This window comes from Thioalkalivibrio sp. (genome assembly GCF_007692535.1).
Taxonomy (GTDB): Bacteria; Pseudomonadota; Gammaproteobacteria; order Ectothiorhodospirales; family Ectothiorhodospiraceae; genus Thioalkalivibrio.
In genome coordinates, this window is record NZ_REBW01000195.1 from 1 (window position 1) to 20,775 (window position 20,775).

Below are 20,775 nucleotides of genomic sequence, written 5' to 3' on the forward strand. Positions count from 1 at the left end.
TGCATGTTCCGGGGCGAAGCTGCCGACGAGTTCGCGACCAGGATTCGCTGCCTCAACTCTTCCTGCCCCCTCCAGATCGTGGCAAGCGTGCTGCCGGCAAGGTGGGTGAACCGGCGAGCCTCCATGGCTGCGCTGGAATCCTTGGGGCGGCTGGCTTCGGTAGCACCATTTCCTGCATCGTTGTAGTGCATGCTGTCTCCTGGATCTGTAACGGGTACGAGTACCATCGCGCTGGCGACTCCCGTTCTTTCAGCAAGGGGCAACCAAGAGGAACCCTACTCCAACTGGTCGCCACTCCGGCTCAATGACACCGGTTGGCGCGACGGTCCGGTACGAATGATGACACTCCGTCGGGTTCGCGTCTGTGCGCTGCCGAACAAATGGAACCGCCCTCCTGTCGGCGGTCGGGCGATCCCTCCAACCCCCACAGATGAAGTGGACCCCAGTGTCAAGACAGGACCTGATTATCAAGAATCCTCAGCAGGCCGGGAACATCGCATTGACCGCAGCGAAACCGCCAAAACCTTCGCCTGCAAGGCAGGCTCCTACAAGGGCAAGGACCCGTGGGAGCACGCCTTGCGCGCGAAGGGGGCCTTTGCGGAGCTTCCGTGATAATCAGGAGACAGGAAGGTATGTTCGGCGATGCAGCGCAGCCAAGCAGCGTGGACGGCGTTCCAGCCGCGTCCCTCAGCTTCACGGATCCGATTGCTGGCGTAGTGCCGCTTCCAGTTTCTTCGTCTCGGTGATGTCGACCAGGGTGATCACCACCCCGTCGATCACATTGTCCAGCCGGCGATAGGGCATGATGCGGACCGAGAACCACCGGCCATCATCGGCCAGAATCTGCTTCTCCGAAAACGCGAGGGTGCGCAGGGTTTGGCGCGCATCGTCAAGCAGGTCGGGGTAGCGCAGGCTCGTGTTCAGGTCGCTGAGCGGCCGGCCGATGTCTCTTTCCCGCACCTTGATGATCGTCTCGACCCGAGCGGTGTAGCGTCGGACGTTCAGATTCTGGTCCAGAAACAGGATCGCGATCTCGATGCTGTTGAGCACATTCTGCATGTCGCTCTGGGCCCGCGCCAGATCGTCCAGCTTGGTCTGCAGCTCGGCATTGATGGTCTGCAGTTCCTCATTCATGGACTGCATTTCTTCCTTGGACGTCATCAGTTCCTCGTTCGTGGACTGCAGTTCCTCATTGGTGGACTGCAGTTTCTCGTTCGCTGACTGCAATTCCTCCCTGGATGCCCGCGCCTCCTCGCGCAAGGCCTCGACCTCCTCTCGGTATTGCTGTATCTCGGCCTCCTGCCGTACCGCCCCCGCGCCTTTCGCCTTGCGCCGACGCCCGCCAGTCGGGGCAAGCGCGCGATCGCGGAACACGATCATCATCATGCCCCGCAGAGCGGCGGGTTCATGGAACGCCTGCACCGTGACATCCACGAGTTGTACGCCGGCTGGCGTCGCCACTTCCACGTGGTGCAGGTGCAGCGGTTCGTGCCTGGCGGCGGCCTGTTTCAGTGCGCCAACCAGGGGTCCGCGCAGGCCCTCACGCGCCATCGCGAAGATATTCCAGCTGGCCTTGCCGGCCGCAGGCTCCAGGTACTTCCCCGTATGCCCGCTGATGTAGACGATATCCCCGTCGCCATTGAGCACGACCGCCGCCGGCGCATACACCTGCAGCAATACCTGGTCTGCCGCCGTTTGCAGGTTGTCGGCGAGCGGGGTCTGAGCATTGGGCGGGGACACGCGGTTCTCCTTGCTTGTACTGGATAGCGGAGGAAAGGAATTCAACAGGAAATTGGCGCCGGCCACTGGGATCTGATCCTGGCGCAGATAGAGCCGAAGCTTGGACTCGATGGGGGCAAACAGGGAATGGAACTGCCCCACCGTCTCGGCCCCCCCCAGCAACAGGAGGCCTCCGGGGCGCAGGCTGTAGTGAAGCAGCGGCAACAATTTGCGCTGCAACTGGGTTCCGAAGTAGATCAGCAGGTTGCGGCAGGCGATCAGGTCGATCTTGGTGAATGGGGGGTCGAGCACCACATCGTGCTGCGCAAACAGCACCATGCCACGGATTCCTGGATTGATCTGGTAGTGGCCTTCGTGGGCGCTGAAGAAGCGGGTCAGCCTGTCCGGAGACACCTGGGCGCTGATCGAAAGAGGATATATGCCGCGGCGTGCCGTGGCGATGGCGTCCGGGCTCAGGTCCGACGCGAAGATCTGCAGGGTGAATTCATGCGGCTGCGGCAACCGCTCCACCACCTCGCTGAATATCATGGCCAGGGAATAGGCCTCTTCTCCCGTGGAGCAGCCGACCACCCAGGCACGCAGACTGGGCTCGGTTGTTCGCCGCGTCAGCAGTTCCGGCAGGGCCGTTTCCGCCAGATACTCCCAGACAGCGGGATCACGAAAGAAGCTGGTCACGCCGATCAGCAACTCCTTGAACAGCAGGTCGACCTCCTGCACGTTGCGTTCCAGAAACTCGGCGTACAGCGCCAGCGAAGGGAGGCCGTGAATGACCATGCGCCGCTCCACCCGGCGGTGCAGGGTGCTCGGCTTGTAAAGCGAGAAGTCATGGCCGGTGCGTTGGCGCAGTAGCCGGACGACCTGCTGCAGGGGCGTTGTCCCGGCTGCGGCCGCCGCCTCATCTTCGCGACCCGGGGTGTCCGGATCCCGAACCCGGGCCACGTAAGCCTGGATGCGGGCCGGCAACTCCGCGGGCGGCGCGACAATGTCGGCACAACCCGCGGCAATGGCGCTCTTGGGCATGGAATCGAACTGCGCTGACTCGGGCTCCTGAACGACGGTCAGGCCGCCCACCGCCTTGATGGCCTGCAAGCCCAGCGTACCGTCCGACCCCATACCGGAGAGCAGGACCGCGATGGCTCGTTCGCCCTGTTCGCTGGCCAGGGAGGAAAACAGAACGTTGACCGGCAGTCGCTGGCCCCGCGGCTCTGCGGGTCTGGCAAGCTTCAAGGCGCCGTCGAGCACGCTCAGTTCGGTGTTCGGCGGGATCACGTACACACGGTCAGGCTCGACACGCGTGCCCTGTTCGGCCTCGCGCACCGGCATCGCGGTCGCACGCTGCAGCAACTCGGGCAGCAGCGCCTTCTGCGTCGGATCAAGATGCTGCACGACCACGTAGGCCAAGCCGCTGTTTCGCGGTATCTGTCCCAGGAACTCTTCCAGTGCCACCAGGCCACCGGCCGAGGCGCCGATGCCCACGACACGTGTCGCCCCCGTCGAGTTGTGGGCAACGCTAGCCCCCATCTCCCAGCACCCTCCTCAGACCGTGGTCAGACTCCAGGTAATCGGTCGTACGGCGAAACGATCATCAAAATGGCCTCGCCGCTCGCAGAAAGGTCCGCAATGACATGAAACCGGCGCAAACCGCCTCCACCGCCCGCGCACTGGACCTCGCAGGACGCGCTCGAGCATCCGTTGGCCAGCTCGTTCAGCAGACCGGCGAGCGCTGGCCGGCTCTCAGGCGCCAGGAAACTGCTGACGGTGTGGCCGACGAGGCCGTCTCTTGCGACCCCAAGCAATTCGGCCCCAGCCAGATTGGTTTCGATGACCCGTCCATCGAGACCCACGGCGAAATAGCCGACGGGCGCGAAATCAAACAGGGCCTTGTACCGATCCCTTTCCTGGCCAAGCTCCTGCTCGTTGGCCTCCAGTTGTCCAAGCTGCAGGTCCAACTCCACCTGATGCGTCCGCAGCTCATGCAGCAACTTGACGGCCTCGCCGGCACTGTCCGGGTTGCTCGCCAACCGGTGTAGGAGCTCCAGCGCGTCCGCACTAACCGTCCAGCCGCGGGTGGGGGGCGCGGAGCCTTTCCTGAGCTGTTCCTCAGCGTCGAAGCGCAGCCGCTCATGCCCTCCGGTCTCATGGGTGAAATTGGGCATACAGCCTCCGATGACATTAGAGGGCGAGTGGCGTTCGCCTGGTCTGCGCGGTGAGAACCCGGATTCCGGTGGCCTGCCCCGATGCCGGATTACGTAGACCGTAACCCGGATAGTACCGCAGACGTACCTTGGAGTTGAGGCAACCGGGAGGGCGCTGCGAGGGCCCGAGTCAGGTGGAATCCTTGACGTCTTTCTTCAGGTCGCCATATCCCGCCTGGATCTTCCCGCCGGCCTTCTGAACCCTTCCCTTGTGTTCGAGTTCCCTGTTGCCGACGGCCTTGCCGGTCACCTGCTTCACTTTGCCCTTCGTCTCTTCGAAGCGGCCTTTGATCTGGTCCTTGTTCATGCTGTTCTCCTGATCACGTATGACGATAAAGGAATTGCGTTCGGCAGATTCGAGCCGTCCGTCAATCGCGGGCGTCCCGGCCTGCATCCTGGATGCTGTCAGCGGCGTCTTCGAGCGACTCACCCACCTTGTCGGCGGCATCGTCGACGCTCTGGCCTGCCTTCTCGGCCGGACCCTTTTCGCAACCGGACAGCGCGACAAGTAGCAGACCCAAAACCAGGGCCGTGCCCGTTGTTGCTTGGAATTTCGTCATTGGTTTTTCTCCTGGTCACCGTTGTTTCCGGCGTGGAAGCAATCCTGTTTCTTGAATGGAGACTACGGTGACCCCGTCCGCACGTCTGTCTGCTACCCAACATAGCCCGCGGGAAGGGCGAGACCCATCACCGCTTCGGGTCGTTCACAGCGCCGTCGCGTCGAGATCATCAGCCCGGACGCCTGCAGGTCGTCTTTCTGAAACGGGGCGCGGCCGGCGCGGCCCTGACTTCCCCGCCAGCCTTCCGGACCCGCGCGCGGCCCCCGCCAGGCATCAGTGGTACCAGGCCCCTCTGTGCGGCACCGTACCGACACAGCATCCGGCCGCGTGTAACGTAGTACCCGAAGCATCAGGGTCGGCCGTTCCATCGTCTGGCCCATTCATACAGAGGAGAGAAAGCCATGAATCAGATCATCTACATCGTTGGCGCCATCGTTATCGTCCTGTTCATCCTTGGGTTCCTCGGACTTCGGTAAGACCGGGGATTGGTTCGGCTCAGAACCGCGGCGTCTCGCTAACTCCTGCGGTACGCAGCTTGAACCGCCGCGCGATGTTGGGTCCGAAGCCGTTGCTGACCGCGACATCCGCGGTATTACCACCTTCCAGCGTGCGGCCGGTGCGTTGGCCCGCACGCACCCCTCTCCGAGCCATGCAGGAGGCTAGTCATGAAAGTGATGCATGCAGTTGGCGCAATGCTCGGCGTCCTGGCGGTCTTGACGCTGGGTGCCGGAGCAGCCGGCAACGACTCCCCCGATGGGCTGACCCAGGCGACCGCCGTCGATTGCGTGAACCCGGCCGTCTTTCCGGGTGACTATCGCGTGGTGCACGCGATCTGGCAGCGCCCCGGTTGGATCGCACCAGGAAACGTCCTGCGGGATTCGAAAATATGGATCTGAAATCGCGTATGCAGGAGTCTCCCGGGCGGTAAGGTGGTCCGTTGCATGTTCGTCATCAGGAAAGACGTCGGACGGCTCTAGATCCGGCCCGCCAACAGCAGCACGAGCAGGACGATCAGCACGATCCCGATGACTCCGCTCGGGGCGTAACCCCAGCCCCGGCCCGTTGCAAAGGGGTCTTCCCGCCCTTTTTCAGCGGCTCGACCAGCGGGACCACCCGCCAACGTCATGAAACGCGAACCGAATAAGGAAACCGTGGAAAGCGGGCTTCCGTTCGACCCAATCAGGGTCGACACGTCCCTGGTCAGGTGGTCGGAGGCTCGACAACCTCGTCGGTGCGCACCTTGAAGCACTGCAGCGTGTTGGGGCCGAAGGTAGTGCTGATCGGCACATCGGCGGCGTCGCGACCACGCGCGATCAGAACCCGCCCGATACGCGGCATGTTGTTGCGCGGATCGAAGGTGTACCACTGACCATCCAGCCAGGCCTCGAACCAGCCGGCGAAATCCATCTCCGCATAGGGCGGCGGCATGCCGATGTCCCCGAGGTAGCCGGTGCAATAGCGTGCCGGAATGTTCATGCAGCGACAAAAGGCGATCGCCAGATGCGCGTAGTCGCGACAGACCCCCGCCCGCTCATGAAAAACCTCAAATGCCGACTTGGTCGGTCGTGCGTACTGATAGCCGAACTCGATATGGCGATGAACGTGGTCGCAGATCGCCTGTACCCGCGCCCACCCCGCCGGCGTATTGCCGAACAGGGACCAGGCAATGTCCGACAGGCGATCGGTCTCGCAATACCGACTTCCGAGCAGAAACTGCAGCGTGTCGTCGGGCAATTCCTGCACCGGGATCTGGCGCGCCTGCGGCACGACCACATCGGGTAGCCCGGTGTCGCGCACCACCGCATCGGCGGACAGGCGCAAAAGACCCCTGGGCGCGACGATGCGCGTGCACCAGTTACCGAACCCGTCCCGATACGCCGACATCGGGACGGGCGGGTCGGCAACCAGATGGTCGGGAGCGACCATGTCCGAGGCCCGCGTGTAATGCACGTTCAGGGTCAGAATCATCGGCGTCGGCTGCGGGCAATCGTAGATCAGTTCATAGCCTATGCGGATCTTCATGTTCGCACTCCTGTCGCGCGACGCCTCGGTTCGGAGACCGCGTTCGGTGATTGGGTGGCGATGGCCCGGTTCGGCCCGCGGCCAGGTTTTGCCTGGGCGGCCGGGTCATCGCAGGCGGTCATCGCTGCGTGCAAGGACTCGATCACCGCCTCGCGCAGCGTGGTCCATTGCTGCGTGGTGCGCGTCACGTGCTTCTGGTTGATTTCGATTTCGATACCGACATAGGCCTCGGGGGAATGGCGCTTCCGCAACCACGTGGTCAGACCATCGTTGCGACCGGCATAGGGATAGTTGCGGCGCACCGCGAGTTCGGGCGCATGGATCGAAAACATGCGCTTCCAGCGCGCGCACAGCGCCTTCTCGCCCGGCCTGGCCGGGTCATACAGCAGGCCGATGTCGGCGGTTCGTCGATTGCCGTCCAACTCCGGCGTGAAGCTGTGGCAGGAAAGGTGGATGACCCGCCCGCGCTCGGCGATTGCCTCGGTCACGAGACGCTCGGCCTGGCTGCGATATGGCTGGTAGTAACGCTGCAGGATGTGCTGCCGCCGGGTGTCGGGCAGTTCCAGAACCGGATCGAAATGCAGCTGGCGATGCCCGACCGAACGGTTCAGATCAACCAGCAGTCGGCTCACCGTCGCCGTCAACAGAGGAACGCCGAATTCCGACGCAAGTGCTCGCGCCATGACCAGCGCCCCTGCGTCGAAGCCGCGATGGGAGCGCAACAGCGCCCGGTGCGGCGCGAAGAGGGCGCGATATGGCGGGGGAATCCGGTTACCGCCGTGCTCGCAGGTGATCACCAGCGCGGCGCCGGCATGGCCCTGCTGGCCAGGACCGCGGTTGTTCATGCCTCCGTGGTGGCCCCTCTCACCGGGGCGCCCTGAAGGTCGTAGTAGGAATGGATCTTTTTTGACCAGGTCTCATCTGCCATGTCCGGCCACTGATGCTTGTCGAAGCCGGGCGCGTGCTTGAAGCGATCGACGTCGACGTCGAGGACGAAGCGCTTGTTCGGGGTGTCCAGCGTCAACGCGCTCCATGGCACCGCGTAGAGCTTCTCGCCCATGCTGAGAAAGCCGCCGGCGGCCAAGACCACGTAGCACACGTTGCCGGTGATCGTATTCAGCATCAGCTCCTTGATGTCACCCAGTTCTTCGCCCTTCCGGGTGCAAACCTTGTTGCCGATCAGCGACCCGGCGCTCAGGAGAGGACCTGCCGCACCTTCGGGATAGCTGTAGTGGGCCACGATGTCGACACTGCTCGTTTCAAAACTCATGCGCTTCTCCTTGTGGCGATGCGCGATGCAGCCACACCGCGCCCCGGTATCCTGCGCCCGGGTCGATAGAGACTACGGAAAAGGCCGGCTGGGGTCCGTGCGCTGGCACGCATAGTGCCGGACACCCCGAACTCAGGCGCGACGCAGTGCCTGCGGCAGGGAAAAGGTCACCGCTTCCTCGCGCCCGGCGACTTCGCTGACCTGTTCGACACCCTTTGATTCCAGGTACCGGATCAGGTCCTGGACCAGGTTCTCCGGCGCGGAGGCCCCCGCCGTTACCCCGATGTGCCGCTTCCCCTGCAGCCACTGCGGATCCACGTCGACCGGCCCATCGACCAGGTAGGCGTCGATCCCGGCCCGCGTGCCGATCTCGCGCAGGCGGTTGGAGTTGGAACTGTTCTTCGAACCCACCACCAGCAGCAGGTCGCATTGGCTGGCGAGGACCTTGACCGCATCCTGGCGGTTCTGGGTCGCGTAGCAGATATCCATCTTCCGCGGGCCTTCGATTGCTGGGAAGCGCGCGCGCAGGGCATCGATGACCTCCGCGGTATCGTCCATCGACAGCGTCGTCTGGCTGACATAGGCGAGGCGACCGGGATCGACGACGTCCAGAGCGACCACATCGGCCAGGGACTCGACCAGGTACATCCGGCCCCCGTGCCGGGCGTCGAACTGTCCGAGCGTGCCCTCGACCTCAGGGTGACCCGCATGCCCGATCAGCACCACCTCACGGCCCTCGCGGGCATACCGGCTCACCTCCAGATGGACCTTGGTCACCAGCGGACAGGTGGCATCGAAGACCTGCAGGCCGCGACGGCCCGCCTCCTCCTGCACGCGCCGCGGCACTCCGTGGGCGGAAAAGATCACCACCTGACCGTCGGGCACCTGGTCGAGATCCTCCACGAACACCACGCCTTCCGCGCGCAGACGGTCGACGACGTGCCGGTTGTGCACCACCTCGTGGCGCACGTAGAGCGGCGCGCCATGGATCTCCAGCGCCCGTTCCACGATTTCGATCGCACGCTCGACGCCGGCGCAAAAACCTCGCGGGTTGGCCAGGAGAATTTCCATGGGCTCAGTCCCGCTCCGGAATGGAATCCGCCGCAGGCGCATCCCCAACCTCGAGGATTTCGACGACGAAGCTGAAGGGTTGGCCCGCCAGCGGGTGATTGAAATCCACGGTCACGGCACCCTCCTCCAGGCTGCGGATCCGTCCGGGCACGACGTCACCGGCCGGAGTGTTGAATTCGAAGATCAAGCCGGGCTCCAGGGGCATGTCCTTCGGGAACGCGGAACGCTCCATGACCTGCACCGCAGCCTTGGTCGGAAAGGGGAACACGGTTCCCGGAGCGATCGCAAATTCCCTCTGCGCGCCGGGCTCCAGTCCGACCAGGTGCCGCTCCAGTCCCGGCTCGAGCGTGCCGTCCCCCAGTACGAAGTCCAGCGGTTCATTACCCGAGGTGTCGGCCACGAACCCGCCCTCCAGGTGCAGGCTGTAGTGCATGACCACCCGGCTTCCCGGTGCAATGACGCTCATGACTTCCCCTTGTTGTCGGTGACCCGCTGCTCGGTGAAGGTCGCGACGATCAGGCAGATCGCGCCCACCGTGATCGCGGCATCGGCCACGTTGAAGGCGGGCCAGTGCAGTCCCGCATAGTGAAAGTCGAGGAAGTCGACGACCCGGCCGATCCGCACCCGGTCCACCAGGTTGCCGATGGCGCCGCCGAGAATCAGGCCGAGCGAGGCGACCGAGAGCCAGGCCTGGCGCGGCACACGCGCCAGCCAGACGAAGATCAGCAGCCCGACCCCCACGGCGATTCCCGAGAGTGCCCAGCGCTGCCAGCCGCCGGCGGCAGCCAGAAAGCTGAATGCGGCACCGGGGTTGTAGACCAGGGTCAGGTTGAAGAAGCTGGTGACCTCGACCGGGGCATAGAGCGTCAGTGCCCGCTCGGCCCACAGCTTGGTGACCTGGTCGACCAGGGCCACAAAGGCCGCGAGCGCCAGCCCCGGGCGCAGACCGCTGGTGCCCCACATCAGGCGTACCGCCTGTTCTCGCCGGCGCCGGCGACGTTGTCGACGCAGCGCCCGCACAGTTCCGGGTGCTCGTGGTGGGATCCGACATCGGGCCGCCGGTGCCAGCAGCGAACGCACTTGGGATGCTCGCTCCTGCGCACGACGATGGCCAGCGGAGACCCGTCCGCGAGGTGCACGGGCGCAACCCCCGCCGGGGCGGCTTCGGTGCGCACCCGGGCATCCGAGGTGATCAGCACGAAACGCAACTCATCGTCGAGGCGGCGTAGCAGGTCGGCAGTCGTGCCTTCGACGTAGAGGTCGATCTCGGCATTCAGCGAGCCACCCATCCCCTGTTCGTTGCGCGCGACCTCGACCGCGCGCGCAACGTGGGTGCGCACCTCGAGGATGCGATCCCAATCCGCGGCCGTGAAGACGGCATCCGCGGCCAGCGGCTGCAGGCCGTCATACCACTGGCTGAACAGCACGCTCTCGGCGCGTTCTCCGGGGAGAAGGCCCCAGACTTCCTCAGCGGTGAAGCTCAGGATCGGGGCAATCCAGCGGGTCAGCGCCTCCGCTACGTGGTACATCGCGGTCTGGGCGGAGCGGCGGGCGCGGCTCTCCGCCGGCGTGGTGTACTGGCGATCCTTGATCACATCGAGGTAGAAGCTGCCCAGTTCCACCGAGCAGAAGTTGTGCACACGCTGGTAGATCTGGTGAAACTGGTAGGCGTCATAGGCGCCGACCACCTGCGTCTGCACCCCCAGCGCCCGGTCGATGATCCAGCGGTCCAGCGGCAGGAGCGCATCCATGGGAAGCGCATCGCGACCCGGGTCGAAGCCGTTCAGATTGGACAGCAGGAAGCGAGTGGTATTGCGGATCCGTCGATAGGCATCTGCCGTGCGCTCGAGGATGCCGTCGGAGATCGCCATCTCCCCGGAGAAATCGGTGGCGGCGACCCACAGGCGCAGGATGTCGGCCCCCAGCGTGGACACCACTTCCTGCGGAGCGACCACGTTGCCGCGCGACTTCGACATCTTCTCGCCCTTCTCGTCCACGGTGAATCCGTGGGTCAGCACGGCCCGATAGGGCGCCTCGCCGTGCATCGCGACACTGGTCAGCAGGCTCGACTGGAACCAGCCGCGATGCTGGTCCGAACCCTCGAGGTAGAGATCGGCGGGCAGACCCAGTTCCGGCCGACGGCCGCTGACGGTGAAGTGGGTCACGCCGGAATCGAACCAGACGTCCAGCGTGTCCTTCGACTTCAGGTAGTCTCCGGCATCCTCGCCCAGCAGATCCTTCGGAGCCAACGCGAACCAGGCCTCGACACCCGCCTCTTCCACCCGCTGCGCCACCTGCTCCAGCAGCTCTGGCGTGCGCGGATGCAGCCGCCCCGACTCGTGGTGCACGAACAGCGGGATCGGCACACCCCAGTTGCGCTGGCGCGAGATGCACCAGTCCGGACGCTTCTCCACCATGCCGTGAATGCGCGCCTCACCCCACTCGGGCAACCAGCGGGTCCTGGTGATCGCACGCAGGGCATCATGGCGCAGATCGGCCCGCTCCATGCTGATGAACCACTGCGGCGTGGCCCGGAAGATGGTCGGGGTCTTGTGGCGCCAGCAATGCGGGTAACTGTGATGGATCTTCTCGACCACGATCAAGTTGCCTCGCTCGCGCAGCACGTCGACCACGTGCGCGTTGGCCTGGTGCACGTTCTCGCCGCCGAAATGCGGCGTGCCGGGCAGGAAACAGCCATCCGGCCCCACCGGGTTGTCGACCGGCAGGTTGTAGCGCAGGCCTACCGTGTAATCGTCCTGTCCGTGGCCCGGAGCGGTATGGACACAACCGGTGCCCGCCTCGGTCGTCACGTGCTCGCCGAGGATCATGGGCACCTCGCGGTCCAGGAACGGGTGCCGCAACTGCAGTCCCTCCAGGCTCGACCCGCTGGCGCGTCCGACGATCCGGCACTCGCCGAGCTGATAGCGCCCACAGCTGCCCTCCATCAGATCCTCGGCCACGAGCAGGCGTTCGCGTTCGAACTGAATCAGGACGTAGCCCAGGTTCGGATTCACCGCAACTGCCTGGTTGGCCGGGAGCGTCCAGGCGGTCGTGGTCCAGATCACCACGCTGACCGGTCCGTCCGAATCGCCTTCGAGATTCATGCGCCGCAGCAGATCGATCTCGTCAGAGACCCGGAAGCGGACGTCGATCGCGAGCGAGATCTTGTCCTCGTATTCCACCTCCGCCTCTGCCAGCGCCGAGCCGCAGTCCACGCACCAGTGCACCGGCTTCTCGCCCATCTGCACGTGATCCCTGGACATGATCTGGCCCAGGGCGCGAATGGTATCGGCCTCGACACGGTAGTCCATGGTCAGGTACGGGTGATCCCAATCGGCAAGCACGCCAAGGCGCTGAAAATCGGCGCTCTGGCCTTCGACCTGCTCCGCCGCGTACGCCCGGCAGGCGCTGCGGAAGGTGGCAGGGTCCACGTCCTTGCCCGCCTTCCCGAGGTTCTGCTCCACCTTCAGCTCGATCGGCAACCCGTGGCAGTCCCAGCCGGGAACGAAGGGCGCGTCGAAGCCGGACAGGGTCCGGCTCTTGACGATGAAATCCTTCAGGATCTTGTTCACGGCGTGCCCGACGTGAATCGAGCCGTTGGCGTACGGCGGACCGTCGGCGAGCACGAAGCGGGGCCGCCCGGCGCAGTGCTCGCGCAGCCGGTCATAGCGGCGTGCCGCAGTCCATTCGGAGAGCCACCCCGGTTCGCGCTGGGCCAGGTTCGCCCGCATCGGAAACGCTGTCTCCGGAAGGTTGAGCGTGTCCTTGTAGGGATTCGGCGGAGCCGGTTTTCGTGCCATGGGAGTTCCGGTGGGCCGGTCAGGCCGGCTGCTGCAAGGATGGGTTTGCAAAAACGGCACGCGCCGCCGCGACGTCACGCGCAATCTGGGCCTTCAGCGCGTCGAGCGATTCGAAACGTTGTTCGCCGCGAATGCCCGCCAACGGTTCGAAGCGCGCCAGCTCGCCGTAAAGATCGGGACTGGCGTCCAGCACGTGGGCCTCCAGCCGCTGTTCGGTGCCGGCGACCGTCGGCCGCCAGCCGATGTTGGCGACCGCGGGAAAGGTATCGCCGCGCTGCGTGAACAGCCACCCGGCAAATACCCCGCGCAGCGCCATCGGCTGCGCACCCAGCCGGACGTTGGCGGTGGGGAAACCGATCACACGGCCACGCTTGTCCCCGTGCGAGATCCGGCCGCAGATCCCGTAGCGACGCCCGAGCAACCGGGCGGCGGCGTCGAAATCGCCGGCCTGCGCGGCGGCTCTGACCCGGGTGCTGCTGATACGTCCCTCGGCGTCTGCCAGGGTCGGAGTCGACTCCACGGTGAAGCCCAGATCGCGTCCCATGGATTCCAGCAGCGCGAAGTCGCCGCCGCGCCCCTTGCCGAAGCGGAAATCGTCACCGACCAGCACGTGCCGCGCACCCAGGGATCGATGCAGCACGCGTTCCACGAAACCCTGCGCCGGCTCGTTCGCCAGCGTGGCGCCGAAGCGCATCACCCACACGGCGTCCAGGCCGGTCGTGCGCAGGAACTCGACGCGGTCGCGCAAACGCTGCAGGCGCCCCGGCGCGCGCTCGGGCGCGAAGAATTCCAGCGGCAGAGGTTCGAAGGTGATCAGCACGGAGGGCGCGCGCAGGCTCTTCCCGGCCGCGAGCAGGCGCGACACGACCGCCTGATGCCCCCGATGGAAGCCGTCGAAATTCCCGATTGTGACCACCGCCCCGGAGTACACCGGTCCGCGAGGGCCCAAGCCGCGCAACAGCCGCATCGCCACTCATCCGCGCAAAAGCGGAAGTATACCCCGCGCTCGTGGCGACCACACCCGAACCCGGGCGCAGTGATGGATCTTCAGGCGTCGTGCAGCAGGAACTGGCGCGGGCGCAGCCCCGCCAACCAGAGCGTCAGCAGGAAGGACCCGCTGCCCGCGGCGATCAGGCCGAACAGCACCATGCCGCGCTGGGTGGCGGCCCAGTCGGACCACTGGTCCCAGCCCGGGGCGAGCAGGATCAAGAGCGCGACCATCACCGCCAGCGCCGACCAGAGCCCGACCCGGAAGTGCGGCAGCGCCGGTCCCGGCTGGTAAATGCCCTCGCGCAGGAGTCCACGGTACAGGAGTCCGGCGTTCAGGTAGGCCGAGGCCGAGGTCGCGAGCGCGAGGCCGGCATGGGCACCCGGGATGCCCGAGAGGTACCAGGGCAGCACGAACAGCAGGTTCAACACCATGTTTGCGAGCATCGCAATCACCGCGATCTTCACCGGCGTCTTCGTGTCCTGGCGGGCGAAGAAGCCCGGAGCGAGGATCTTGATCAGGATGAACGCGGGCAGTCCGAGGCCGTAGGCGGCCAACGCCATCGCAGCCATGCGGGTGTCGTGTTCGGTAAAGGCGCTGTACTGGATCAGTGTGGCCAGGATCGGCACCGACAGCACGATCAGGCCGGCCGTGGCCGGCAGCGCTACCAGGAGCGACAGGCGCAGCGCCCAGTCCAGGGTGCGCCCGAAGGCGGCCTGGTCGGCGCGGGAATGCTCGCCGGACAGGCGCGGCAGGATCACGGTGGCGATCGCGATGCCGAACAGGGCCAGGGGCAGCTCGACGAAGCGATCGCCAAAGTAGAGCCACGAGATCGAGCCTGCGACGAGGAAAGATGCAATCACGGTGTCCACCAGCAGGTTGATCTGGACCACGGAGGTCCCGAGGATTGCCGGCAGCATCAGGCGCACGATTTTCCGCACCCCTGCGTGTGCGCGCCGGAACCGGGGCCTGGGCAGCAGTCCGGCCCGCATCAGGAACGGCACCTGGAACGCGAGCTGCAGGATTCCCGCAAGGAATACGCCCCAGGCAAGCGCGACGATGGGCTCGGGGAACAGGGGCGCACCCCACAGCGCCGCCGCGATCAGCGCCAGGTTCAGGAACACCGGGGTGAAGGCCGGCACCGCAAACCGGCCGATGCTGTTCAGGATCCCGGCCGCCATCGCGGTCAGGGAGATGAACAGCAGATACGGAAAGGTGATGCGCAGCATCTGCACCGCGAGGTCCTGGCGGCCTTCGGCCTGGGCGAGGCCCGGGGCAAAGACCCAGATCAGCCAGGGCGCCGCGAGCACGCCGACCAGCGTCACCAGCGTCAGGGCGGTGAAGAGCGCACCTGCGGTGTGATCCAGCAGGTCGCGCAGGGCCACGCGCCCGTGCTTCTCCCGGTATTCCGCGAAGACCGGCACGAAAGCCTGTGAAAAGGCACCCTCCGCAAACAGCCGGCGGAAGAAGTTGGGAATGCGGAAGGCGACAAAGAAGGCGTCGGTCGTGGCGCCGGCGCCGAAGGTGACCGCCAGCACCATGTCGCGCAGGTAGCCCAGGATCCGTGAGATCAGGGTCATGCCACTGACGATGGCGGTGGAACGGAAGATGCGATTCACGGCCGGCCGGGGTCCCTGAAAAAGCGCAAGTGTAGGGTACCCGGCGGAATTGGCGAAACGCGACCCCGGAGGGACCGCGGCGCGCTACGAGGCGGCGGAGGTCCCTGCGGGGCGGTCCGCCGTGAACGGCAGGGGCAGATAGCCCGGAGGGCGGTTACTCGATCTTGATGTAGGCGAAGCCTTCCTCGTTCTGCAGCTCGGCGATGCGCACCACGCCGGAGGGGACAAAGTCGACCGCGTCGTAGACCTTGTCCTGACCCAGGCCGATCTGGCTGCGGGTGATCTCGCAGAGCTCCAGGCGGACATTGTGCAGGTTGTTCAGGGTCAGCAGGCGACCACGGAGCGAATCACGCTCCTCGCGCAGTTGATCATCCTCTGCGAACGGAGTCTCGGCCAACGCGTCGTCGGTCACGAAGCGCACGCCGTGCGCCACGAACACGATGCGGACGTCGTGATCGATGAAGTTGTTGTCGTAGTGCATCACCATGTTGTTGATGCTGGTGAGCATCGCGGAGAAGCGCCGAGGATCGGCATAGTCGGCGTGATACACCACGCGCGCCTCGGCTGCGCCAGCCGCATGGGGCACGGTCAGCAGCAGGCCGGCGAAGAGCAGCACTGCGGCCATGCCCAGCGAGCCGAGCGAAAGACCGGGAAGGGTGCGGCGTGCGATAGAGTTCATGGTCCTCTCCTGTTATTCAGATTCGTCGGGCAAGGCACGGGACCGGGCACGATGAACGTGATCCCGAGCCGGCACTTGCCGAGTGACTATGACCCAAGGACGCAGGACGCGTCGATTTCAATCCCCGTTTCCGAGACCGGCACCTCGCCGAAGGCACCGCCGGGCCGAATCCAATCGGCCAGGGGGCCGGCCTCCTACGGGCTGGCTTGACGTCCCGGCCCGTTCCATGTATTTTTCGCACCCTTTCCGACGCTTCACTGGTATTCAAGAGGAACTCGCCTTGGCGAACATCGCATCAGCACGCAAGCGGGCCCGACAGGCCGTCAAGAACCGCGCCCACAACATGGCGCTGCGTTCCCGTTTCCGCACCTCGATGAAGAGCGTGCTCAAGGCGATCCGTGCCGGCGACCAGGAAGGCGCCAGCACCGCCTACCGTAACGCCGTGCCGGTGATCGACTCGACCGTGGGCAAGGGCCTGATCCATCGGAACAAGGCCGCGCGGCACAAGAGCCGCCTGAACGCCCGCATTCGGGAGATGGGCCAGGCCTGATGCCTGATCCCGCACGGGTTCGCTCGTGCACCCAAACGAAAAAGCTCGCCGGCCAACCCCGGCGGGCTTTTTCGTTTATGGAGCGCGGGAGCTTGCTCCCGCTTTGGTTCGCGGCGGCTTGCCGCCACGGCAGGGGTCAGCCCCTGACCATAAAGCGGGAGCAAGCTCCCGCACTCCATACCCCTCAGAGCAGGACGAGGTTGTCCCGGTGGATGAGTTCGGGTTCGGCTACGTAGCCCAGCACCGCCTCGATCGCCTCGGCCTTCAGCCCACGGATGCGCCGCACCTCGTCGCTTGCGTAATTGCAGAGACCGCGAGCGATCGCCTTGCCATCGGGGTCGATGCAGGTCACCACCTCACCGCGCCGGAATCCGCCGCGCACATCGACCACGCCCACGGCGAGCAGACTGCGTCCGGACTCGCGCACCACCCGCGCGGCACCGGCATCGAGTTCCAGCTCCCCACGCGAATGCAGCTGGTCGGCGAGCCAGCGCTTGCGCGCCGCCAGGGGTTCGCGATCCGGCTTCAGCCAGGTGCCCAGGTTCTCGCCCCGCACCGCCCGTGCGATGACATTGGGCTGGCGTCCATACGCGATCACCGTATGGGTACCGGAACGTGCCGCCCGCTCCGCCGCGAAGAGCTTGGTGGCCATGCCGCCACGGCCAACGCGGCCGAACCGGGCCGACACATAACCGTGCAACGCCGGATCCGAGGCCTTGCCCTCGCTGACCAGGCAGGCGTCGGCGTGGGCGCGCGGATCCCGGTCGAACAGGCCTTCCTGGTCCGTCAGGATCAGCAGCAGATCGGCCACGACCAGGTTCGCGACCAGGGCGCCCAGCGTGTCGTTGTCGCCCAACCGGATCTCGTCGTTGGCCACGGTATCGTTTTCGTTCACCACCGGAATGGTGCCCAGGGTGAGCAGGGCCTGGATGGTGCTGCGTGCGTTCAGGTAGCGCGGCCGGTCGGCGAGGTCGTCGTGGGTCAGCAGGATCTGCGCGGCGTGCAGGCCGTGACTGGCGAACTCCCGCTCATAGGCCTGGATCAGCCCCATCTGCCCGACCGCCGCTGCAGCCTGCAGCAGCTGCAGCGCGTGCGGACGTTCGTGCATGCCGAGCCGATGCATGCCCTCGGCAACGGCCCCGCTGGAAACCAGGACGACATCGAGCCCCTGCTTCCGCAGTTCCGCGATCTCACGGGCCCAGCCGGTCAGGGCAGGCCGATCGAGGCCGGTGCCCTCGGCGGTGATCAGGGCGCTGCCGATCTTGATGACGACCCGGCGGGCCTTCGGAAAACCGTCACGCATCTTCCGCATGATCCCCGGCAACATCCCCGCCATCCGTCCCGGCCGCATCCCGCTGCTCGATGTCGCGCATCACGGACTGCATCAGCGCGGCGACACCGGCGCCGGTGACCGCGGAGATTGCGAATACGGGCTGGCCGGGGACGATCCTCGTGGCGACCCGCTCATGCAGCGCCGCGAGGCTCTCCTCGTCGAGCAGGTCGGTCTTGTTGAGCACCAGCCAGCGCGGCAGCTGCGCCAATTCCGTGCTGTAGCTTTCCAGTTCGGCGACCACCGTCTCCACGGCGTCGAGCGGATCGACGTCCGGATCGGGCGGCGCGACGTCGATCAGGTGCAGCAGCAGGCGCGTGCGCGCAAGGTGCTTCAGGAAACGGATGCCCAGGCCTGCACCCTCGGCGGCGCCCTCGATCAGCCCAGGGATGTCCGCCATCACGAAGCTCTGGTTCTGCCCCACCCGCACGACACCCAGCTGCGGGTGCAGCGTGGTGAACGGGTAATCCGCGATCTTGGGCTCGGCCGCCGAGACCTGCTTCAGCAGAGTCGACTTGCCGGCATTGGGCAGCCCGAGCAGCCCGACGTCGGCCAGCACCTTGAGTTCCAGCTTCAAGGCACGCTGATCGCCTGGAGTCCCGGGCTTGCTCTGGCGCGGCGCACGGTTGGTCGAACTCTTGTAGCGGGCGTTGCCCAGACCATGGAAGCCACCCTGCGCGACCAGCAGGCGTTGTCCGGCCCGCGTCACGTCGCCGATCATCTCGCCGGTGTCGGCATCGAAGACCTGCGTACCAACAGGAACGGGGACCTCCAGGTCGGTGCCGGAGCGCCCGGTGCGGTTACGGCCATGGCCGTTCTCACCCCGCTGGGCCTCGAAACGGCGCTGGAAGCGGAAATCGGCGAGCGTATTCAGGCCGTCGTTACCGAGCAGCCAGACGCTGCCGCCGTCGCCGCCGTCGCCGCCGTCCGGGCCGCCGAAGGGAATGTACTTCTCGCGACGAAAGCTGACACAGCCATTGCCGCCGTCACCGGCCTTGACCGTGATCGTCGCTTCGTCGATGAATTTCATGTGTCTACCTCTCGCCGAACGGGGGCCGGGGCCGGAACCGAAAAAGCCCCGACGAACGGGGCTTTTCGGAAGCGGGTTGCGGCTGCGCCTACTGCTGCGGCTGCACGCTCACGTAGCGCCGGTTGCGCGGGCCGCTGACCTTGAACACGACCTCGCCATCGGCCTTCGCGAACAGGGTGTGATCCTTGCCGCAGCCGACGTTCTCGCCCGGGTGATACTGGGTCCCGCGCTGACGGACCAGGATGTTGCCAGCCAGAACCTTCTGACCGCCGAAGCGCTTCACGCCGAGGCGTTTGCTCTCGGAATCGCGACCGTTGCGGGTGCTGCCGCCTGCCTTTTTATGTGCCATTGCTCTCTCTCCTTACCCGGCGATGCCCGTGATGCGCACGGCCGTGTAGTACTGCCGATGACCCATCTGCTTGCGATGGTGCTTGCGGCGACGGAATTTGATGATGCGGACCTTGTCGCCCCGCCCGTGATGATCCACGGTCGCGGTGACTTTCCCACCCTCGACCAGCGGAGCGCCGATGCGGACGTCATCGCCCTCTCCGACCAGAAGAACCTGGTCGAAATCGATGTCCGAACCGACGTCCGCCTCGAGCTTCTCGATGCGGAGCAGGTCGCCTTCGGCCACCCGATATTGTTTTCCACCTGTTGCGATGATCGCGTACATGATCCTTCAAACTCCGTTGGCGCAGTGACTCTCGCGAAAGGGGCGGAATACTAGCAACGGATCCCGTTGCGGTCAACGCCGGCGGGCACCAGGGCACCCGGGAAGCCTGCTCCAGGCCAACCCTGCTTGACACCCCAGCCAGCCGTTCCTAGCATGCAGGCGCCCTCCCTCACGGCTATCGGCCTGCAAGCATGTCCATTAGCGCGATCCGAACCTTGGCTGCAGAAGACATGCAGGCCGTGGATGACTGCATCCGGCAGCGGCTTGCCTCGCCGGTCGTGCTGATCAACCAGCTGAGCGAGTATATCATCCGCAGCGGCGGCAAGCGGCTGCGGCCCCTGCTGGCCGTGCTTGCTGCCCGCGCCTGCGGCTACCGCGGCGAAGGCCACATCACGCTGGCGGCGGTGGTGGAATTCATTCACACCGCGACGCTGCTGCACGACGACGTGGTGGACGCCTCGGAGTTGCGCCGCGGACGGGAGACCGCCAACCACCTGTTCGGCAACGAGGCGGCGGTCCTGGTCGGGGACTTCCTGTACTCCCGTGCCTTCGAGATGATGATCGATGTCGGGTCGATGCGGGTGATGGAAATCCTCGCCCACGCGACCAACGTGATCGCCGAGGGCGAGGTGATGCAGCTGATGAACTGCCACGACGCCGATGTCGACGAGGAGCGCTACATGGAGGTCATCCGCTCCAAGACGGCCAAGCTCTTCGAGGCCGCCTGCCAGCTTGGCGCCGTGCTGGCCGGACGATCCGAGACGGAGGAGCGGGCCCTTGCCCGTTACGGCATGCATCTGGGCACCGCTTTCCAGCTGATCGATGACGTACTCGACTACTCCTCAGGCAGCGATGTCACCGGCAAGCGGATGGGCGACGACCTGGCCGAGGGCAAACCGACGCTGCCGCTGATCCGCGCGCTGAGCATCGGGGTGCCTGATGACCAGGCCGTGATCCGTGGCGCCATCGAGTCGGGCGGCCGCGACCAGGTGGACGCGGTACTCGCCGTGATCCAGCGCACCCAGGCGCTGGACTATGCCCGTGCGCAGGCCGAGCAAGAGACCGCAATGGCGATCACTGCAATCGCGTCCCTGCCGCCTTCTGCGCACCGCGATGCCCTGACCGAACTGGCTCGTTTCGCCGTCGAACGCGAATACTGACCGCCCCTGGTTTGGGGACAGTTCTGTAGGTCGGGTTAGCGCAGCGTAACCCGACGTGCCGGGATGCCGGGGGCGACGTATGGAGTGC

Annotated in this window: 22 protein-coding genes and 1 pseudogene; 3 read left to right on the forward strand and 20 right to left on the reverse strand. The window is 65.6% G+C overall.

The window, feature by feature from the left end:
* From EA346_RS11405 to EA346_RS11425, 5 genes are all read right to left on the reverse strand, one after another.
* Positions 1–191, reverse strand: a 191-nt coding sequence (locus EA346_RS11405; protein WP_296758676.1) for a hypothetical protein, incomplete at its 3' end; no start/stop codon positions are given.
* A gap of 502 nt (positions 192–693) precedes the next feature.
* Positions 694–3,261, reverse strand: coding sequence for a chemotaxis protein CheB (locus tag EA346_RS11410; protein ID WP_296758678.1), 2,568 nt, complete (start codon positions 3,259–3,261; stop codon positions 694–696).
* 26 nt (positions 3,262–3,287) lie between these two features.
* Entirely contained in the window at positions 3,288–3,896 is a 609-nt protein-coding gene (locus EA346_RS11415) for a PAS domain S-box protein (RefSeq protein ID WP_296758681.1), read from the reverse strand.
* A gap of 169 nt (positions 3,897–4,065) precedes the next feature.
* Complete coding sequence (locus EA346_RS11420) at positions 4,066–4,242, reverse strand: CsbD family protein (RefSeq protein ID WP_296758682.1); 177 nt, start codon at positions 4,240–4,242, stop codon at positions 4,066–4,068.
* Between the two features lie 61 nt (positions 4,243–4,303).
* The gene (locus EA346_RS11425) at positions 4,304–4,495 is read right to left on the reverse strand and encodes a hypothetical protein (protein ID WP_296758685.1); all 192 of its coding nucleotides are present in this window, start codon (positions 4,493–4,495) and stop codon (positions 4,304–4,306) included.
* A 665-nt stretch (positions 4,496–5,160) separates the two neighbouring features.
* On the opposite strand from EA346_RS11425, the gene EA346_RS11430 reads away from it, so the two are divergent.
* Positions 5,161–5,391, forward strand: a complete 231-nt coding sequence (locus EA346_RS11430) for a hypothetical protein (protein ID WP_296758688.1) — start codon at positions 5,161–5,163, stop codon at positions 5,389–5,391.
* A gap of 77 nt (positions 5,392–5,468) precedes the next feature.
* On the opposite strand, the pseudogene EA346_RS11435 reads toward EA346_RS11430, so the two are convergent.
* From EA346_RS11435 to EA346_RS11485, 11 genes and pseudogenes are all read right to left on the reverse strand, one after another.
* Positions 5,469–5,552, reverse strand: a pseudogene (locus EA346_RS11435) (DUF3309 family protein); the annotation flags it as partial.
* 143 nt (positions 5,553–5,695) lie between these two features.
* Positions 5,696–6,517, reverse strand: coding sequence for a transglutaminase family protein (locus EA346_RS11440; RefSeq protein ID WP_296758689.1), 822 nt, complete (start codon positions 6,515–6,517; stop codon positions 5,696–5,698).
* Positions 6,514–7,362, reverse strand: a complete 849-nt coding sequence (locus EA346_RS11445; protein WP_296758690.1) for an N-formylglutamate amidohydrolase — start codon at positions 7,360–7,362, stop codon at positions 6,514–6,516. The genes EA346_RS11440 and EA346_RS11445 overlap by 4 nt, the downstream gene beginning before the upstream one ends.
* On the reverse strand, positions 7,359–7,787 hold the full coding sequence (locus EA346_RS11450; protein WP_296758692.1) for a PRC-barrel domain-containing protein: 429 nt from the start codon (positions 7,785–7,787) through the stop codon (positions 7,359–7,361). Before EA346_RS11450 ends, EA346_RS11445 begins: the two co-directional genes overlap by 4 nt.
* A 132-nt stretch (positions 7,788–7,919) precedes the next feature.
* Entirely contained in the window at positions 7,920–8,858 is a 939-nt protein-coding gene (gene ispH, locus EA346_RS11455; protein ID WP_296758694.1) for a 4-hydroxy-3-methylbut-2-enyl diphosphate reductase, read from the reverse strand.
* A gap of 4 nt (positions 8,859–8,862) precedes the next feature.
* On the reverse strand, positions 8,863–9,324 hold the full coding sequence (locus EA346_RS11460; protein ID WP_296758698.1) for an FKBP-type peptidyl-prolyl cis-trans isomerase: 462 nt from the start codon (positions 9,322–9,324) through the stop codon (positions 8,863–8,865).
* A complete protein-coding gene (gene lspA, locus EA346_RS11465) occupies positions 9,321–9,821 on the reverse strand; it encodes a signal peptidase II (RefSeq protein WP_296758701.1) in 501 nt (166 codons plus the stop codon). Before lspA ends, EA346_RS11460 begins: the two co-directional genes overlap by 4 nt.
* Complete coding sequence (ileS, locus tag EA346_RS11470) at positions 9,821–12,658, reverse strand: isoleucine--tRNA ligase (protein ID WP_296758703.1); 2,838 nt, start codon at positions 12,656–12,658, stop codon at positions 9,821–9,823. The genes lspA and ileS overlap by 1 nt, the downstream gene beginning before the upstream one ends.
* 19 nt (positions 12,659–12,677) lie before the next feature.
* Entirely contained in the window at positions 12,678–13,625 is a 948-nt protein-coding gene (gene ribF / locus EA346_RS11475) for a bifunctional riboflavin kinase/FAD synthetase (protein WP_296758706.1), read from the reverse strand.
* A gap of 80 nt (positions 13,626–13,705) precedes the next feature.
* Positions 13,706–15,265 (reverse strand): murein biosynthesis integral membrane protein MurJ, encoded by a 1,560-nt coding sequence (gene murJ, locus EA346_RS11480; protein WP_296758708.1) that lies wholly within the window; start codon positions 15,263–15,265, stop codon positions 13,706–13,708.
* Positions 15,266–15,419: 154 nt separating this feature from the next.
* Positions 15,420–15,944, reverse strand: coding sequence for a DsrE family protein (locus tag EA346_RS11485; protein ID WP_296758711.1), 525 nt, complete (start codon positions 15,942–15,944; stop codon positions 15,420–15,422).
* A gap of 280 nt (positions 15,945–16,224) precedes the next feature.
* Here EA346_RS11485 and rpsT point away from each other — a divergent pair, with 280 nt between their 5' ends.
* Entirely contained in the window at positions 16,225–16,494 is a 270-nt protein-coding gene (gene rpsT / locus EA346_RS11490; RefSeq protein WP_296748447.1) for a 30S ribosomal protein S20, read from the forward strand.
* Between the two features lie 184 nt (positions 16,495–16,678).
* On the opposite strand, the gene proB is transcribed toward rpsT, so the two are convergent.
* From proB to rplU, 4 genes are all read right to left on the reverse strand, one after another.
* Positions 16,679–17,806 carry a glutamate 5-kinase gene (gene proB, locus EA346_RS11495; RefSeq protein ID WP_296758720.1) on the reverse strand — a complete coding sequence of 376 codons (1,128 nt, stop codon included), beginning with the start codon at positions 17,804–17,806 and terminating at the stop codon, positions 16,679–16,681.
* Positions 17,790–18,854, reverse strand: coding sequence for an Obg family GTPase CgtA (gene cgtA / locus EA346_RS11500; RefSeq protein ID WP_296758713.1), 1,065 nt, complete (start codon positions 18,852–18,854; stop codon positions 17,790–17,792). Before cgtA ends, proB begins: the two co-directional genes overlap by 17 nt.
* A gap of 88 nt (positions 18,855–18,942) precedes the next feature.
* The gene (rpmA, locus tag EA346_RS11505; protein ID WP_296748450.1) at positions 18,943–19,203 is read right to left on the reverse strand and encodes a 50S ribosomal protein L27; all 261 of its coding nucleotides are present in this window, start codon (positions 19,201–19,203) and stop codon (positions 18,943–18,945) included.
* Between the two features lie 12 nt (positions 19,204–19,215).
* On the reverse strand, positions 19,216–19,527 hold the full coding sequence (gene rplU / locus EA346_RS11510; RefSeq protein ID WP_296758715.1) for a 50S ribosomal protein L21: 312 nt from the start codon (positions 19,525–19,527) through the stop codon (positions 19,216–19,218).
* A gap of 191 nt (positions 19,528–19,718) precedes the next feature.
* Between rplU and ispB the strand changes: the two genes are divergently transcribed.
* Positions 19,719–20,687 (forward strand): octaprenyl diphosphate synthase, encoded by a 969-nt coding sequence (ispB, locus tag EA346_RS11515; protein WP_296758718.1) that lies wholly within the window; start codon positions 19,719–19,721, stop codon positions 20,685–20,687.
* Positions 20,688–20,775 lie beyond the last annotated feature (88 nt).

Bases quoted from the DNA above. Each gene is read 5' to 3' on its own strand.
- EA346_RS11410 (WP_296758678.1), bottom strand. From the start codon at position 3,261: ATGGGGGCTAGCGTTGCCCACAACTCGACGGGGGCGACACGTGTCGTG.
- EA346_RS11415 (WP_296758681.1), bottom strand. From the start codon at position 3,896: ATGCCCAATTTCACCCATGAGACCGGAGGGCATGAGCGGCTGCGCTTC.
- EA346_RS11420 (WP_296758682.1), bottom strand. From the start codon at position 4,242: ATGAACAAGGACCAGATCAAAGGCCGCTTCGAAGAGACGAAGGGCAAA.
- EA346_RS11425 (WP_296758685.1), bottom strand. From the start codon at position 4,495: ATGACGAAATTCCAAGCAACAACGGGCACGGCCCTGGTTTTGGGTCTG.
- EA346_RS11430 (WP_296758688.1), top strand. From the start codon at position 5,161: ATGAAAGTGATGCATGCAGTTGGCGCAATGCTCGGCGTCCTGGCGGTC.
- EA346_RS11440 (WP_296758689.1), bottom strand. From the start codon at position 6,517: ATGAAGATCCGCATAGGCTATGAACTGATCTACGATTGCCCGCAGCCG.
- EA346_RS11445 (WP_296758690.1), bottom strand. From the start codon at position 7,362: ATGAACAACCGCGGTCCTGGCCAGCAGGGCCATGCCGGCGCCGCGCTG.
- EA346_RS11450 (WP_296758692.1), bottom strand. From the start codon at position 7,787: ATGAGTTTTGAAACGAGCAGTGTCGACATCGTGGCCCACTACAGCTAT.
- ispH (WP_296758694.1), bottom strand. From the start codon at position 8,858: ATGGAAATTCTCCTGGCCAACCCGCGAGGTTTTTGCGCCGGCGTCGAG.
- EA346_RS11460 (WP_296758698.1), bottom strand. From the start codon at position 9,324: ATGAGCGTCATTGCACCGGGAAGCCGGGTGGTCATGCACTACAGCCTG.
- lspA (WP_296758701.1), bottom strand. From the start codon at position 9,821: ATGTGGGGCACCAGCGGTCTGCGCCCGGGGCTGGCGCTCGCGGCCTTT.
- ileS (WP_296758703.1), bottom strand. From the start codon at position 12,658: ATGGCACGAAAACCGGCTCCGCCGAATCCCTACAAGGACACGCTCAAC.
- ribF (WP_296758706.1), bottom strand. From the start codon at position 13,625: ATGCGGCTGTTGCGCGGCTTGGGCCCTCGCGGACCGGTGTACTCCGGG.
- EA346_RS11485 (WP_296758711.1), bottom strand. From the start codon at position 15,944: ATGAACTCTATCGCACGCCGCACCCTTCCCGGTCTTTCGCTCGGCTCG.
- proB (WP_296758720.1), bottom strand. From the start codon at position 17,806: ATGCGGAAGATGCGTGACGGTTTTCCGAAGGCCCGCCGGGTCGTCATC.
- cgtA (WP_296758713.1), bottom strand. From the start codon at position 18,854: ATGAAATTCATCGACGAAGCGACGATCACGGTCAAGGCCGGTGACGGC.
- rpmA (WP_296748450.1), bottom strand. From the start codon at position 19,203: ATGGCACATAAAAAGGCAGGCGGCAGCACCCGCAACGGTCGCGATTCC.
- rplU (WP_296758715.1), bottom strand. From the start codon at position 19,527: ATGTACGCGATCATCGCAACAGGTGGAAAACAATATCGGGTGGCCGAA.
- ispB (WP_296758718.1), top strand. From the start codon at position 19,719: ATGTCCATTAGCGCGATCCGAACCTTGGCTGCAGAAGACATGCAGGCC.